Below are 14,488 nucleotides of genomic sequence, written 5' to 3'. Positions count from 1 at the left end.
TCTTACCCCAGCAGATACAAAGTCGAGGTGAGAGACGGAATCCGGTCATCCACATGCATGGCCAGCGCTTCTTTTTTCTCGATGAACTTTTGCCAATGAGGCGATCCGGTATCGACTGCGAAGAAGGCCGAGCCATCTTTGTCTCGCAGCTCTGCAGGTGCTGTGCCCAAGGGGGTCAGGCGGATGCCCGGCAATCCCATTTGCACCAATTCAGGAATGGCGGTGATGCCAGCCAGTTTGCAGACCGACGGCACTATTTCGCGCAGGGTCGCATTCCCCAGCGGAGAGGACACCGACAGCACAGGCCTACGTCCCTCTTGCAGCATGCGTGGTTGGATCACCATGCGCAGAAGCCGCCGCTTTTCAAAGAGTTCGGTGTTCCACGGCAAAGACACCACTGATTTCTCGGACTGCAGCGTCAGCTTACGGCGCAATCGGGTGAACAACGCTTCAAAGCTCGGCCCAACCTCACGGGGATCGTAAACGAGGAGCGGATCGGTCACTTGGGCGTCTGCGGCCTCTAGGGCGACGGTCAACTCGCCAAGCATCCCATAGACCCTGCGCGCAGAGGTCTGGGGCTGCGCCACAGCGTTCTGCAGGGCAAAGAGACCACGGTTCAGGGCCTCTAGCTCTAGCCGTTCGCTGATAAAGCTGCCGATGCTCTGGGAATTGCGGACGGCCTCGATCCGGCCGCCGGTATTGGCCGCCCGCGCACGGGCAAGCGAGATGATATCGCTGAGACGGTCCATCAGCGTGTCAGAAGCCGCAATCGCCAATGCGGGCGGCACGAACCCGCGATCCAGCACCAGTGCGCCCTCGGCGGTTTTCTCAAGGATGCGCGCCACGGGAATGACGGCAAAGCCTGACAGATCATCCCCTTCGATCCGCAGGCACACGCCAAGGCTGGCGACCTCGGCGTCAATCGGTTCGTTCATGTGATCGGACAGATCGTGCAGATCGACACGCTCGCTCAACATCCGATGGACGCCGCGCCGCTGACCCACTTGCGTCGTCCCCAGCCGCGCCAAGGGCACCGCCAGATACACCGTCTTTTCGACAGTGCCATCAGGGATATCCATGCTCTGCTCGGCGTCGAGTTCGAAATAGGTCCGGTCCGGCAGCACCCCGACCGCGCGACGGACCGAGAGTTTGCCTATGCCGAAATGCTCTGCATTCAGCTCCAGTTGCGCAAAGCCATAGTCGTCGCCCCACGCATCCAGCCGCGCCAGCCCTTCGGCATAGGCCCGCATCGCCCTGTCGAACTGCTGAAAATGCTGGGGGGCAATGAACATGCCCTCGGACCAGACGACGTTTCGTTCAAGGTTCATGCGTCGCCCCCTCCGAACACGCCTTTCAGCTTGCTAAAGAGGCCCTTTTTCGGCGCAGGGGCGTCCGCATCCAGATCGGTTCCGCGATACTTGATCGCCACGCCAGAGGACGTAACGGTGACGGTCACACCGGCGTCCAGAATGTCGGCGCTGATCGGCACCACGTCCATGAACGCCTGCTGTTCATAGTCCGCAAATTCCGCAAACGCCCCAAGGTAGAATGCGTCCTGCTCCAGATCCAGCGCGACCAGCCGCTTTTCATCCGGATAGAGGGGCGACAGGCTACGGCGGTCGATCACCACGCCAGCCAAGGTCTCGGAATTGTTGAAGATATCCCAGAAATTTGCCGCCTCAAACTCGCTACGGCTGGACAGCTGATAGAGCCGGATCACCACAGGGTGCGCCACGTCCGAATACTGGTTCACATTCGGCCCTGCGGTCACGACAAGGGTCTTGTTCACCGGTGTCGGGTCCACTTCGGGGGCGCAGCCCGCCAGCGCAATGCCAGCCGCCAGGATCAAAGGCAGGAATAGGGTTTTTTGCTCGATCGTCATCGTTTCTTGATTTCCTCTGCCAGAATTGCCTTGAAGAGGCGCACGTATTCCCCGCTGTCGCGCTTGCGCGCGAACATGCGCTTGTGGATTTTCCAAAAGCGGCGGCCTGTGCGGGAAAACGGCCCTAAATATTCGCGATATTCACTTTCCAATGCGACGGGATCGACCAGCTCCAACAGGCGCGCGACAGCGCTTTCAATTGCGGCTTCGTTGGCCTCGCGGTCCGGCGCGACCAGCCATCCGGTCTGGCGCAGCACAGGGCGTGGAGGCATGCTGCTTTGCTCATCCAGGGTCGAGCTGTCAAAAGGCATCGGACGCGCATCGCCCTCGGGTTCGACCTCAATGGTGGGTTTGGCCGGTTTGGCGGCGGCTTCTTTCAGCTCCGGCCCCTCGGCAAAGGGGTCGAACAGCAAGTCGGCCTCCAGATCGACGCCGCCTTCGGTGAAGTCTGCGGGGTCGTCCTCTTCCTCGGCGGGGGCCTCATGGGTGCCTGCCGCGTCCATACTGGCAAACCCGTTCACCCCTGACAGGGTAAAGGGTTTCTTTGGGATAGCGCCGTTCTTGGGCTTGGCCGCAGTGGCATCGACCGCCGCGGCCGCTTTGGAAATGCCGAACAGCAGCTCGTATTCCCCGATTTTCACGCGATCCCCGTCGGCCAAGGGGCTTTCGTCCCCTTTCCACAGGTCCTTGCCATTGATGTTTGTGCCGTTGGTCGAGCGGTCCAGAACCACGATCCGGCCCGCATCGTTCAGGCGCAGTTCTGCATGCTGCCGAGAGATTTTGCGGTCCTGATCCGGCAGCACCAGATCACAGTCGAATTCGCGCCCGATCACAAAGGGCAGGTCAGAGGCGTAATATTCTCTGTGAACCAGAGACTCGCCTTCGGGAATGCGGATCAATTGAATGCTAACGGTCATTTCTCACCTGCCTTGCACATCGCGAGAAAGCTGTTGAACCGCCCTAAAAACAGCGGGTTCGCAGCAAGAAATCTGTTCGAAAAATGCACCATGTTTGACTGGGACTTGCTGGGGATCTTGATCAGGTCATCCCCCTTCATCTCTGCCGCACGCATATAGTGTTGAAAGATCAATTCGTACTCGAGCGCTACGTCGATCTCGCCCTTGCGCAGCATGGTCAGTAGGGCTTCGGCATCACGGGGTTTTTTAATCACGTTGTAACCATCACGCTTCAGCTTCAGCCATTTGCTGGTGGCGAATTTTGCGCTGTAGCGGGCGCTGACCTTGTCAGCCTCGTTCGTGGGGTCAATGTCGCGGCCCGGCAGCATGAACCACGCCAGATCCTCTGTGATCACAGGGTCCGAGGGGGTGGCGTAGACCGCCCGCGCCTTGTTCGGTGAACCCGCGAAGAAACCCTCGACATCCCCATTTTCCGTCTGCAACTGTGCCTGAGACCAATCCATCATGATGATCTCATAGGGTCGCCCCATCCGGTCTAGCGCGCAGGTCACGCGGTCGAACGCGACGCCCTTGATCTGGCCATCGACCAACATGTGATAGGGTGGCAGGTTCTGGGTCGCGAGCTGGATCGGATCGCGCGTCTGGCCGGACGCTGGCAAAGCCAACGCCACCAAAGCAACCGCGCAGATATGAGGCTTAGGCCATCTCAAGTGTGACCTCGCTTCCGTTGTGGCCAACATGAATGGATTCCGGCGCGCCGCCGTCGATCACCTGCTGGATGCAGGCCTCAGCCAGACGCGGCAGGAAATTCTTGTTGATCACCTGCTCCAGCGCACGCCCACCGCTGAGCGGGTCGTTGTTCGCGGACACCACGTAATCCACAAAGCTCTGATCCCAGTCAAAGCTGGCGCCATACTGCGCGGCGATCCGTTTCTTGATCCGGTTCAGGTGGATTTCGGTAAGCTTGCCGCCCACTTCGGCGTTCAGTGGGCGATAGGCTATGACCTCGGTCCGGCCAATAAAGGCGGGGCTAAAGAAATTCAGCAGTTGCGGGCGCAGGTTCGCGGTCAGTTCCTCGGACGTGGGATCATGGTCGCAACTGTCGATAAAGTCGCGGATTTCTTCGCCCCCCGCATTCGAGGTCATGATGATAATCGTGTTGCGAAAATCGACGTCTGTCCCTTCGCTATCGCTGATATGGCCCTTGTCGAAGATCTGGAAAAAGATGTCGTGGATCGCGGGGTGGGCTTTCTCCATTTCGTCCAGCAAGAGCACGCTGTAGGGTTTGCGCCGGATCGCCTCGGTCAGCACGCCCCCTTTGCCATAGCCCACATAGCCAGCCGCCGCCCCCAGCAGCATCGAGGATTTATGCGCTTCTTTGAACTCGGTCATGTTGATGGTGGTAATGGCGTCTTCGCCGCCAAAGACCTGCTCGGCGATGGCGAGCGCGGTCTCGGTTTTCCCCACTCCCGACGGTCCGCACATCAGAAAAACCCCGATGGGTTTACGGGTGTCGGTCAGGCCCGCGCGGCTGATCTTGAGGCTGCGGGCAATAGCTTCGATCGCACTATCCTGCCCCAGAACGCGCTCTTTGAGGGTGTTCTCCAGAGTCAGCAGGCGCTGCGCCTCGCTACTTTCCAGACTGCTGACGGGCACACCGGTCCAGTCCGACACCACGGTCGCAATAGTCGCCGCCGTGACCCAAGGGTAAACGTATTCGTCCTTGTGATCGGGATCGATTTCGGGCGCGCCAACCTCTTCGCCCTCTGCGTCTAGGGCGGCGCGGGCGGCGGCAAGGCGGTCTTCGACCAGCCCTTTCTCGGCCTCCCATGTGGCGACGCGGCTGTCCAGATCGGCCTTTAGCTCAGCAATGCCGCCCTCCATTACCGATCCGTCAAAGGCACCGCGTCCGAACTGCTTGGCATCCTTGATAGCGCGGTCCAGTTCAACCTCTGCAAAGTGCAGCTGCTCTTCCAGAAACTCGATCTGCTGGGGACGGCTGTGCTGTGACAGGGCCACGCGGGCGCAGGCGGTATCCATCAAGCTGATCGCCTTGTCGGGCAGTCGCCGCGCGGGCATGAAGCGGACGGACAAATCAACCGCGGCCTTGATCGCCTCTTCCTGAACCAGAACATTGTGATGGCGGGACAGATTATCGGACACCGCGCGCAGGATGTTCACGGCCGCATCGGGCTTGGGTTCATCCACATTGATCGGCTGAAAGCGGCGGGACAGCGCTGGATCTTTTTCGAAGTACTTTTTGTACTCGGCGTAGGTGGTCGCCGCCACAGTGCGGAATTCCCCACGGGCCAAAGCCGGTTTCAAGAGGTTCGCAGCGTCATTCTGTCCCTCGGCTCCACCAGCGCCGATCATAGTGTGGGCTTCGTCAATGAACATCAGTATCGGCGTTTCCGAGGCCTTCACCTCGGCAAGCACGTTTTTCAGCCGCTCTTCGAACGCGCCTTTGACGCTCGCGCCCGCTTGGAGCAGACCCATGTCAAGGCTCAGCAGCTCGGCCCCTTGCAGCTGCTCTGGAACGTCCCCAGCGACGATCTTCTGGGCCAGACCTTCGACGATTGCGGTTTTGCCGACACCGGGTTGCCCCAGCAGGATCGGGTTGTTCTGGCGCTTGCGCAGCAGCACGTCCAACGTCTTGGAAATCTCTTCGGTGCGGCCCATCACAGGGTCCAGGGACCCGTCCCGCGCCGCTTGGGTCAGGTTCACCGTAAACTGCGCCAAAGCCCCTTCGCCTGCTGCGCCGCTTGCCCCACTGGGGGCGCCACCGGTCGCTGTGCTGGTCACCAGCCCCGCCCCTCGTTCTGCTGCAAAGGCACGCAGCTTATCGGTCGAAATGCTGGACAGCGCCTTGACCGGTTCAGATCGCATCCCCAAGGCATTGGGGGCCAAGGTTGCCAGAATTAGCACCTCTGGCAGGATCGCGCCTTGCCCCAATTCGACCGAGGCGATCAGCCACGCCTCTTCCAGAACCTTGGAAATCGAGCCGGAAATCGTCGGTTTGTTATCAGACCCACCGGAGCCGTGCGGCATCTGGCGTTCCAGTTCGGCCTGCAAATCGGACAGGTTCACGCCCTGCTTTTCCAGATGGCCCGCCAGCCCTGTGTCGCTGCCGAAAATCGCGTGAAACAGCCAGTGCGGGACTTCGACGGTCGGGGTTTTGCGCTTGACCGCCTCGCCCACCGCGTTCTCTAGCGCCCCGCGCAGTTGCGGGGAAAGTTTGTTCACCAGTTTGACAAGTTGAACCATGAGACGCGCTCCCTGTTATGCTGCCGCGGCACTGTTACGAAGTTTGATGCGGGTGGTTTTTCCTTGGGGACGCGAGCGTCCCAGACAGTTGTATTGACCAATGCGCGTGCCCTGCCCGCTGCGTGCAGACAGGCGCGGGACGTCAACCGCATCGCGCGGCACCACCGCAAAGACCGAGAACGGCGCCGGATCACGCAGGGTCGCCCGCAGCACCTGCCAGAAGCCGCGCAGCATCTCGGTATCTGCCAAGAGTTGCTCGAAATTGGCGCGGTCGGCACAGTGGATTTCAACCTCGATCTGACCCTGAGCGGTGCGTCCAAATTTTCCCAGCAAGGTGCCCTGTCCCAGTCCGGCGGCCTTGCGGCCAAGGGCGGTACGGCAGGCTTCGTCAACGGGTGAGGCGCGGCTGAAATCGGCGTGCACCTGTATGTCGCGGCCCGTCCACCACGACAGGGTCCGGCGTAGACTGCTCAGGCTTCGGCTACGGGTCTGGAGTTCGGCCAAGAGCGGCAGGGCCGCAGCGCTCTGCCCGCAGAGCCGCGCAACGAGCGGCAGAAAACCGTCCCCACCCGCCCCCGCATCCTGCTCTGCAACCAGCAAAGCATGCTGCTCGACCGCCAAGGACAGCTCGGTCAAACGGCGATCAAACATGCCAAGGAAGTCAAAGAGCGACCGGTCCCCCGCGTTCAGGCGGCGGTACATCTCTTCGATCAGGTAATCCGGCAGGCCGCCGTCGATGCTACGCAGGCCTTGCAAGGACAACGAATAGTCATCCGTGTGGGATTGCGGCGCATGTGCCCCTGCATCCTTCATTGCGGTTGACCCGAACGGCGCAGGGTCCACCGCATCCGCAGCAAGCGCACGGCGGAACCGAGGCTCGGCCACGCGCTGCGCCTGAAGCGCGGACATATCGTTCAAGATATCACGCCGGTCAGTCATGCGGCCTCCTGACTGCCATGACGGCGCGGGAAGCGGATCAGAGGCGCGCCGTCGCCGCGGGCGCGGATACTGACTTCGATAAAGCGGTCATAACTGACAAAGCTCCCAAGGAACCGGTCAAGCACGCGGGCGAAGATCTGTTCCGGCACTGGGAGCACATCCAGATCAAGCACGATTTCGACCAGCGAGCCTGCGGCAAGAATGACGTTCCGGCCAATTTGCACCGGCGCCGTCCCCAAGGTGCGGGTCACGTCTACGATCGCCTCGGCGCACGGGGTATATCCACCGGGCGCGCACAGATGCAGGACACGGCGCAGCGAGGCAGCAGCGTCATGCTCTTCGAGGATCGCGCCGAAATTCCCGTTCACCAAGGAAAGGATATCCCACTGCCAACTGGCATCGAGCCGCGGAGGAATAGCAACGGTCGGTTCACTGGCAAAGGTCGCAGCCGCGATACCTGCCAGATCAATCCGCGCGGGCGCACCGGGGCGCGGGCGTTCCCCATGAATACCGTTGGAGCAATAGAGCGCTGCGACGAAATCCAGATCCCGTGCACCGTCAGTCCCCACGGAAAAGGATAGCTCCCGGCGGTTCGGCTCCAACTCGCCAACCACGTGGCGCTCTTGCCATCTGACGCTGGAGGTTCCCGCCATGTGAGGCGCGTCGAAAATCTCGGGCAGGCGGCGCTCGCCGTCTGCGCTGAGTTCATAGACCGCATCGACCCGCAGGATCGTCGTCGGAGCAGAGGTTTCCCTGAGCGCCGACACCGGAATGCGGTCACGGGCATAGTCATAGCGCAGCGGCTCGCTGGAGGTTTCGAAAATGTTCAGGCAGGGGATGATATTCAGCGCCAGATCATCATCACGGGGGGCCGACAGGCTGGCCGCAGATTGAGCCGTCAGAAAGATGCGGATCTCGGCCGAGGGTGTCTGCGGGAACAGCGCCTGAAGAGCAAAGAATTTGCCTTTGTCGGGGTAGCACAGGTAATCGCGCAGGCCCTCCAGACCTTCGGACTGGGTGTAGAAAACCGGCAGATGGGCGGTGTCGGCAACGTCAATCATGGGGCGCAGGCTGACCTGTTCCAAAGCCTGCAGGCTGGGACCACTGACGACATGGGCCGCCACGCACCCGCCTGCCAAAGCATTGCACAGACGGGCATTCCGGCGGCCATCCGCGGTTACGCAAATCTCTAGGCTGGACCCAAGGACTTCGGCCAGCGGCGTCTCGCCGTCCACTGTTTCGACCGTCAGGCACAAGGCGGCATCCGAGCGGCGCGTCCCCTCGGGCAGCGCGAAGGAAAATGGCGCGCTTTCAAGGCGCACGCCGGTGATCCGAACAGGAGCCACGGACACATCTCGCGCAACCGCGAAGCGGGACTGGGGCTTGCCGTCTTCGTTGTGGTAAACGGCGGTCCCGCGGGGCACGGTCACGGTCCCCTCTAGTGCGCCCGCGTCTACGGCAACGGTCGCATAGCTTGGCGCGCCAAACAGGAACCCCGGACAGGACAGGCGCAGCAGATCAAGCGAGATATCCGCCCGCGTGTTGTCCAGACGCTGATGCAGACGCGCAGCGATAAGGGCGCAGCTGTCCGCAATGCGCTGTAGATCGGGGTCACGGCTCCGCCCTGCGGAAATGCCCAAGGCCCGCGCCTGCTGGGGGTTCGCTTTTTCGAACGCCTCGAACGAGCGGCGCATGTAATCCAGTTCGGTCTCGTAATACTGGAGGAAGGCGTTCACAGGCTGTCCTCCTCGACCTGTTGATCAAAGAGCGAAAGGCGCGTTTCCAGTTCGATCCCCTCTTCGCCATCCGCCATCTTTGCGTCTGCGCGGATGACAAAGCTGACCATGTTGCCCGCCTCGTCCTCTTGCATCTGGACTTCGTGCACCTGCGAGATGCGCGGCTCGAATTGACCAAGTTTGTAACGCAGGGTCCGGCACACCTGTTGCTGGCGGTCCGCGTCATTCAAGGCCCAGTTCATCGGCACGCCAAAGCACAGATTGGAGGCCCTGACGCGCGCTAGCGTCTCGGGCACGGGCCATTCGGGGGCAACCGCTTGCATCAACTGTTCGACGTGCAGGCCGATCCCCTCGGAGTCCGCTCCGGTCAGGCGATCGCTCAGAAAGGTGCGGGCAAAGCTCATCACGAGGCCCTCGCCAGCGGGGCGCCAAGTTCGGTCGCCAGTTGGATTTCGCTGACCAGATGGTCGATCTGGTACTGGGGTTTGATCAGGATATTGCAGGCAAAGCGGCCCTGTTCGGCGGCCACATCGGTGACTGACACACGGGCATCACGCAGCGGGTACTTAGCCAAAATTTCGGGGGCGGCTTCGGCCAGATTTGAGCAGTAGTTCTGGAGCCAGTTGTTCAACACCAGCTCGCATTCGCTGGCGGATTTGATCTGGCCGATCAGCGCGCGGATCTGAACCTTGAGGTAATGCACCATGCGGCAAGCGATCAGGACCGACTGGATCTGGGTCAGCACTTCGGACGAGGGGTTCGCCTGCGTGTCCGAAACGGACCTGTTGCCCACAAAATAAAGCGCGTGGGACTTGGTGCTTTCGCACAGTGGGATGAAGCCTGCGTCCGAGAGGAACCGGCCGACCCCGTGGGTCGCGCGGGTGCGCCCGACCGCAGGACGCGCCGTTGCATCAGGAACAGGACTGGTGTCGACCCCAAGGACAGCGCCCTGCCCCGGACCATCGCCCACCAGTTTCAGGAACCCGAACCACGCGCAGCGGCGGTATTCGGCCACCACCGTGCGGGCAAAGACATAGATCCCGTGCTGCCACAGCCCCTCGGACGTCGAGGGGTTCTGGTCAAACCGGAAGCCGGTGTCATGCTGCTGATAGCGTCCTCTGGCCAGAACGTCCGGCCAGACCAGCCCAAGGAACCGCGCCGCAGGGGTCTGGCGCAGACGATGCCAGCCCTCGTATTCTTCGGAGCCTAGGATGCTGCCCAACCTGCGCAGGTCGCTCATCCAAGCAGCGTCGTCCTCGCCGAAGAAGTCGCGCCCCACCCCGAGCAGGATCGGACAGGCGCAGTTTTCCCCCAGCGCACACAAAAGCTGCGCGGTGTAGAATTCGTCGTATTCGGTGTCGATATCCATCGACAACCCGTGGTCGACCAGCAAAAGGCCAAAGGGATGTCCCCCCGCCGTCTCCAGCTCTTTCAGCCCCACATTGCGATAGAGGACCGTCTGGCGATCCCCGCTGGCGCTGTTCAGATCGTGGCTGATCTCGTCCCACGACATGTCGAACAGGCGGATTTTGATGTCTGTCGCACCAGCGGCCTCGTGCACGACAGAGGACACGCCCCGCCAGCCAGCCTCTAGGGCCGCAAAGGGCGGAGCGTCGATGATTTCGGTCAGCTGAGCGGACAGCTTCTGGTCGATCCCGACGATCATCCGGCCAAGCCGCGCGCGGAAATCGGCGGTCGTCCGGCACTCGGCCAGAAGACACGCGATGATCTCTGCTGCGGTTGGGTCCAGTTGGGCGTCGGAATCGAGCATGATGTCCTCAGCCGCCGGGGATCTTGGTGACCATGCGGACCGAGGTGTGCAGCTCTTCGAGTTGCAGCCACGGACGCAAGTGCGCCACCGCCGAATAGGCGCCGGGACGACCGGGCTGCTCGACGACTTCGATCTTGCTTTCGGCCAGCGGGGTCTTGGACCGTTCGGCGTTCCCGACCGCACCAGAGTTGGTGTACTGGTCGATCCAAGCCTGCAGGTCACGCTGTAGATCCGGCGCCTCTAGGTTGGACCCCAGTTTGTCGCGGCCAATCACCTTGAGGTAATGAGCAATGCGGCTCGATGCCATGATGTAGGGCAGTCGGGCAGAAATCGCGGCATTCTCGGTGGCGTTGGTGTCCGTATAGGTTTTCGGACGCTGGGTGGTCTGGCTGCCGATGAACACGCCGTAGTTGCTGTTCTTGTAGTGGACCAGCGGCAGGAAGCCCAAGTCGGACAGTTCCTTTTCGCGTTCGTCGGTCAGGTTCACCTCGCAGGGGCACTGCTGCTGGATGTCGCCCGCATCGGACTTGAAGGTCAGGTTGGGCAGGTTTTCGACCTTGCCGCCATTTTCCAGACCACGGATCGCGGTGCACCAGCCATAAGCGGTGAAGGCCTCGTTCATCTTCAGGGCCATCTCGTAGGCGGCGTTGGACCACACCAGCTGCGAGTTGTCGGCGGGACGCTGGTTGCCTTCGGCATCCGTGTCCAGTTCCTGATAGTTGAAGGATTTGGCCTTCAGACCGTTATTGCCATAGGGCAGACGGGCCAGCGTGCTCGGCAGTGTCAGGGCCACATAGCGGCTGTCGTCACTGTCGCGGAACGCATTCCAAGCAGCATAGAGCGGGCTGTCGAAACCGGCTGCCACGGGACGTCCCTCTTCGAAGCGCTCGAAGCTGTCGAAGTCGAACATTTCGTTGCCTGCCGCCGCGATGAACGGCGCGTGGCACGCAGCCGCCACTTCGGCCATGTAGGTCATGGTGGCGACGTCTTCGTCCCCGTAGCCAAAGTAGTAGTCCCCGACCAGCGCGCCATACGGCTCCCCGCCCGCGGTGCCGAATTCGCTCTGGTAGAGCGCCTCGAACAAGGGGCTGCGGTCCACGGCGGGGGCATCCTCGAACTGCTCCAGCAGTTCTTCCTTGTTGAAATCGACCAGACGGATTTTCTGCGCCGCGCCGACCTCGCTCTCGCGGACGACCTTTTGCAGGCCGCGCCAAGAGCCTTCGAGACGGCGGAACTTGTCCTCTTGCATGACGGCGGACATCTGTTTCGACATCATCTCGTCGATTTTCGCGATCGCCTTCTTGATCGTTTCGCCGACGTTCTTGTCCCAGACGACCTGACCGGACATGGCCTGTTCTGTCAGAACGGACAGCAGCTCTTTGGTCGTGTCCTGCGGCGTGCTAGATGTCGCCGCGAGCGCCTGATCCAGCAGGCTGACGGCCTCTTCGGCGGCGGCCGCTGCGCCGCCTTGTGCTTCGGTTTCCGACATTATTCGTCTCCTCCGGTGTTCACGCCAAGCTCGTCACCGAGTGCTTTGATTGCGCCTGCGTCCTGAAGAATTTCCTTGAGCAGTTTTTCCAGATCACGGGACCGGTCAGCCTTGGACATCAGGGTCATCAGCTGTTCACGGGTCTTTGCCAAGTTACGCAGGGGTTCGACCTTTTCCACGATCGCGTCAGGCTCGAAGTCCTTCATCGATTTGAAATCCAAATCGACCTCGAACTCGGAGCCGTCGTCCTGCAGCTTGTTCTCGACCTTATAGGTCAGGCGCGGGCCGACGCGGGTCATCACCTGATCGAAGTTGTCCTTGTCGACCGAATAGAATGTGCGCTCTTCCATTGGTTCGCGGTCGGTCCGGTCGCCGGAGTAGCCCCCGATCATGCCGATCACAAAGGGCAGTTCCTTGGTCTGCATCGCGCCGCCGGTCTCGACATCGTAGGTGATGCTGACGCGGTTCTTGCTGACCCGTTTCTGTTGGGCATTCAGTGCCATGGGTTAGTCTCCTGCTGGGTCGATTAGGGAAGTTTGGCCGCCGAGACGAGCTTGGCGGTAGCCAGATCGAACTTGATGGTGTCACCCTTCTTGATCTCGCCGTTGTCCTCTTCGTTGTAGTGGGCGATGGCGATCGAGGTGTAGGCGATCGAATAGCTCTCGGAAGGTTGGGCGCTAGAGGCCGACAGCGAGTAGCTGGTCAGCCGGGCCTCCTCGAGGGTGATGATCATCGAAGGCACCATGCCTGCGCCTTTGCGGTCGGCTTTAGTGATCACGAAATCGATGGTCCTGCCGTTGCCGCCGGGCTGGAAAAAGAAGGTCTGGATAAAGGGCGAAGCGCCATCGCAAGTTCGCGCGACACTGATATCCGACAGATCAACCTGCCCTGTTTCAGCGTGGGTCGACGATCCGACCACGATGCCGATGGGGCGGCCCGCGCCGAACTGGACATTGTCGACGGCCATCAGGCCTTTCTTGCCGCCCACATCGGGGACGGTCGCCGCCCCTGCGATTGTGTCGAGCTTATCGAGCTTCATGTAGATAGCCATGTCTTACCTCGTTAGTTGGATCGTTCAGTTGTCAGGGTCACCACTCGAAGCTGCGCATCGGCAGGTCGGTCGGTTCTTCGGTTTGGGGGTCTTCTGGCGCCGCGGCAGCGGGCATTTCCTGCGCTGCAGGCGGGTCAGGGTCCGGCGCCGGTTCCGGTACAATGACAGGATCCGATGCGGGCGGCGGGGTGACCTGCGGGGGCGCATCGTAGCGGGACAATTCTGGCAGGTCGGCTCGGGTGGCAGGCTTGGGACGCCCGGACTGGCCCGAATACTGGAAACTTTCGACGCCAGTCATCACGGCCATGCGGTTGAAGCTGTCGCTGCCCTCGCCAAGGAGTTCGCCGTAAAGTTCAACAATCGACATACGGCCCCAGCGCACAGCGCGGTCCAGCATCAGATGAATGGGAGATTGGGGTTCAGTCATGCGGAAATACCGCGCGAGTTCGGCCAAGGCATCCAGCGCTGCTTCGCGGTCATTTGGTGAGCCTGCGCTGATCGCAAAGCTGCCACCAGCAGGTGCCGCCGGCTGTGTGTGCGCAGCCTGCTCGGTTGGGGGCGCCTCTGAATCCTCCGCAGCGGGAGCCTCTGGTTCGACCACTTCAGACCCGGGCCAAACAAAGCCTGTTCCCTCGGTCAATTGCTGCAAGAGCCGGAGGATATCGTCAATCTGCTTGGTCAGGTGGACCACTGGAACAGGGTTTTCACCGCAGGACGCCGCAACCGTCCGCAAGGCAACGTTCAGACGTTCAGCCACCGCCCGCATCTGTTGCAGCGCCACAACGCGCGCAGCCAGACCGTCACTGTCATTGCCTACGGCTGCGCTCATCTCACCGCTCAGGCTCGCAATGCCTTCGCCCTTTTCGGCAGATATCATCTGCCCATAGGTACAATCCCCGAAAAGCGGCAGATTGGTCAGAGGAAGGCTCAGCAGACCGCCACCCGGCACTTCGCCAACCAGCTGCAAGAAGATGCGCAGCTTGCCGCTATCGACTTCTTTCTTGCGGCCCGCGTCGTCGTCCGCTTTCAGTTTCTCGTCTGGAGGAATGGGATGCAGGCCGTCCCAGCTGCCCTCGACCAGATCGGTCATCGCCTCTAGGGCAGCAGCGGTGTTGGCCAGCGGGTCTTTCAGGTGAATGCGGGACGCCACGTACCAGCAGAAAATCTCCAGATCCTTGGACTTTTCGCGCAGGCACTGGCCCGCCTCTACTTCCAGACGGCCCCATGCCTCGGCGTCCGCGGCCTGTAGATCGCGATCCTGCAGGGATTCTACCGTCTCGGATAGGGCACGATAGGCGGTCTGTCCTCCGTTAAAGGCATTCCGAAGGGCGCGATACGCGGCGCGATCCCCTTTCAGGTAGATCCCAAAGGGCGCATCGTCGGAAATATTGGCCTTCAGTGCGTCCATATGTGGGTCCTCCCCGACCCCCACTGACGCC

Annotated in this window: 13 protein-coding genes; all 13 read right to left on the bottom strand. The window is 61.3% G+C overall.

Annotated features, from left to right (window positions below; all coding sequences use genetic code 11):
- Positions 1 to 2: 2 nt before the first annotated feature.
- Genes tssK through BM225_RS17310 form a run of 13 tightly spaced genes read right to left on the bottom strand, consistent with a single transcriptional unit; the run spans position 3 to position 14,457 of the window.
- A complete protein-coding gene (gene tssK, locus BM225_RS17370; RefSeq protein WP_092465092.1) occupies positions 3 to 1,328 on the bottom strand; it encodes a type VI secretion system baseplate subunit TssK in 1,326 nt (441 codons plus the stop codon).
- On the bottom strand, positions 1,325 to 1,882 hold the full coding sequence (gene tssJ / locus BM225_RS17365) for a type VI secretion system lipoprotein TssJ (RefSeq protein ID WP_092465091.1): 558 nt from the start codon (positions 1,880 to 1,882) through the stop codon (positions 1,325 to 1,327). The genes tssK and tssJ overlap by 4 nt, the downstream gene beginning before the upstream one ends.
- Entirely contained in the window at positions 1,879 to 2,799 is a 921-nt protein-coding gene (locus BM225_RS17360) for an FHA domain-containing protein (RefSeq protein ID WP_092465090.1), read from the bottom strand. Before BM225_RS17360 ends, tssJ begins: the two co-directional genes overlap by 4 nt.
- A complete protein-coding gene (locus BM225_RS17355; protein WP_218157072.1) occupies positions 2,796 to 3,509 on the bottom strand; it encodes a type 2 periplasmic-binding domain-containing protein in 714 nt (237 codons plus the stop codon). Before BM225_RS17355 ends, BM225_RS17360 begins: the two co-directional genes overlap by 4 nt.
- Positions 3,496 to 6,063 carry a type VI secretion system ATPase TssH gene (gene tssH, locus BM225_RS17350; protein WP_092465088.1) on the bottom strand — a complete coding sequence of 856 codons (2,568 nt, stop codon included), beginning with the start codon at positions 6,061 to 6,063 and terminating at the stop codon, positions 3,496 to 3,498. The genes BM225_RS17355 and tssH overlap by 14 nt, the downstream gene beginning before the upstream one ends.
- Before the next feature lie 15 nt (positions 6,064 to 6,078).
- Entirely contained in the window at positions 6,079 to 7,002 is a 924-nt protein-coding gene (locus tag BM225_RS17345) for a type VI secretion system baseplate subunit TssG (protein ID WP_092465087.1), read from the bottom strand.
- The gene (locus tag BM225_RS17340; RefSeq protein WP_092465086.1) at positions 6,999 to 8,738 is read right to left on the bottom strand and encodes a type VI secretion system baseplate subunit TssF; all 1,740 of its coding nucleotides are present in this window, start codon (positions 8,736 to 8,738) and stop codon (positions 6,999 to 7,001) included. Before BM225_RS17340 ends, BM225_RS17345 begins: the two co-directional genes overlap by 4 nt.
- Positions 8,735 to 9,142: a GPW/gp25 family protein gene (locus BM225_RS17335; protein ID WP_092465085.1), complete on the bottom strand. Its 408-nt coding sequence runs from the start codon at positions 9,140 to 9,142 to the stop codon at positions 8,735 to 8,737. The genes BM225_RS17340 and BM225_RS17335 overlap by 4 nt, the downstream gene beginning before the upstream one ends.
- A complete protein-coding gene (locus BM225_RS17330; RefSeq protein ID WP_092465084.1) occupies positions 9,142 to 10,509 on the bottom strand; it encodes a type VI secretion system contractile sheath domain-containing protein in 1,368 nt (455 codons plus the stop codon). The genes BM225_RS17335 and BM225_RS17330 overlap by 1 nt, the downstream gene beginning before the upstream one ends.
- Before the next feature lie 7 nt (positions 10,510 to 10,516).
- Entirely contained in the window at positions 10,517 to 11,998 is a 1,482-nt protein-coding gene (tssC, locus tag BM225_RS17325; RefSeq protein ID WP_092465083.1) for a type VI secretion system contractile sheath large subunit, read from the bottom strand.
- A complete protein-coding gene (gene tssB, locus BM225_RS17320; RefSeq protein WP_092465082.1) occupies positions 11,998 to 12,501 on the bottom strand; it encodes a type VI secretion system contractile sheath small subunit in 504 nt (167 codons plus the stop codon). Before tssB ends, tssC begins: the two co-directional genes overlap by 1 nt.
- A 23-nt stretch (positions 12,502 to 12,524) precedes the next feature.
- Entirely contained in the window at positions 12,525 to 13,049 is a 525-nt protein-coding gene (locus BM225_RS17315; protein WP_092465081.1) for a type VI secretion system tube protein Hcp, read from the bottom strand.
- A gap of 37 nt (positions 13,050 to 13,086) precedes the next feature.
- Entirely contained in the window at positions 13,087 to 14,457 is a 1,371-nt protein-coding gene (locus tag BM225_RS17310; RefSeq protein WP_092465080.1) for a type VI secretion system protein TssA, read from the bottom strand.
- Between the last annotated feature and the right edge of the window lie 31 nt (positions 14,458 to 14,488).

The organism is Donghicola eburneus, assembly GCF_900115865.1.
In the GTDB taxonomy this organism is placed as follows: Bacteria; Pseudomonadota; Alphaproteobacteria; order Rhodobacterales; family Rhodobacteraceae; genus Donghicola; species Donghicola eburneus.
This window is presented reverse-complemented; position numbering and strand designations above follow the sequence as displayed.